This window comes from Endozoicomonas sp. SESOKO4 (assembly GCF_024606275.1).
Window position 1 is genome coordinate 1 of record NZ_JAHHPS010000210.1, and the last position, 1202, is coordinate 1202.

General features: G+C 44.5%; 1 pseudogene. It reads left to right on the forward strand.

The window, feature by feature from the left end:
• Positions 1-272: 272 nt before the first annotated feature.
• Positions 273-1109 (forward strand): annotated as a pseudogene (locus tag KDK16_RS13490) (DMT family transporter); the annotation flags it as partial.
• Positions 1110-1202 lie beyond the last annotated feature (93 nt).

The window sequence follows — 1202 nt, forward strand, 5'->3', positions numbered from 1 at the left end:
ATCTATTTATGATCGAACTATTTATGATCGAAGTTGAAGATCGGCAAATGGATTATGTTTAACTAAGGCAGGGATACAGTTAAATCTATAGTCTCTTTATTTACAGAGCGTATTTCATAATAGTTGCGTTATTTTTGATTTAAGAGACAGTAGGCAGATTTTCCGGAGCAGTACTTTGAGAAAAAAAATCGCCCATTTGAAGACCCAGCCCCACATTCTGGCAGTATTGGGGCTGGTATTAGCAACTCTCTGTTGGGGGGGGTAACCTTGTTGCAGGCCGAATGAGTGTGGGAGATATTCCTCCCATCGCGCTGTCATTCTGGAGATGGGCCCTGACTTTTCTGATTCTGTTTTCATTTACCGGAAAAAAGCTGGTTCGGCAGAGAAAGCTGATTTTTCAGAGTCGTTATCAATTATTGATCCTGGGTTTCTTCAGCATTACCTGCTTTAACACACTGCTCTATATCGCTGCTCAATCGACACAGGCGGTGAATCTGGGCCTGATACAAATAGTTTTGCCTGTTATTACCATGATCCTGGCTATTCCACTGTTAAATGTTTTTCCTAAAAAAAGACAGTTGTTTGGTATGGGGATGGCCCTTCCCGGGCTGCTGACGATTTTCAGTAAGGGCGAGTGGTCATCGCTGGCCAGCCTTGATTTTGGCAGGGGAGACATGATCATGTTTTTTGCTACCTGCTGTTGGGGCTCTTATACGGTGTTGCTCAAGCGTTTTGAACTGCCCGTATCCGGGGCTCAGCTGTTGACTACTCTGGTTGGGATTGGGGTATTGATCCTCTTGCCCTTTTATCTCTGGGAGCTATCGTCGAAAGGTGGCTTTATCGTCAGTCCGAAAGCACTTTTTCTCATCAGTTACGCTGCTTTGTTTGCTTCACTGGTCGCTTATATGTCATGGAATTTCGGCGTGTCTATTCTGGGGGCAAACACTGCGGCCATGTTTAACTTCCTAATCCCTGTTTTTTCAGCCATGTTCGCTATTCCCATTCTTGGAGAGACACTTTACCAGTACCACTTGATAGGAGCTGGATTGATCTTTACAGGATTATGGATAACCAATCGGAAATATTCTTCAACAGACAGTCCGGGTTAGACACTTGAAGAATCTTTCCTCACCCAAAGTGAAGAAAGATTACCAAATTGAGCGGAAAGCCCCGTACTTCTAGTTCGGGGATGGATAGCTCGC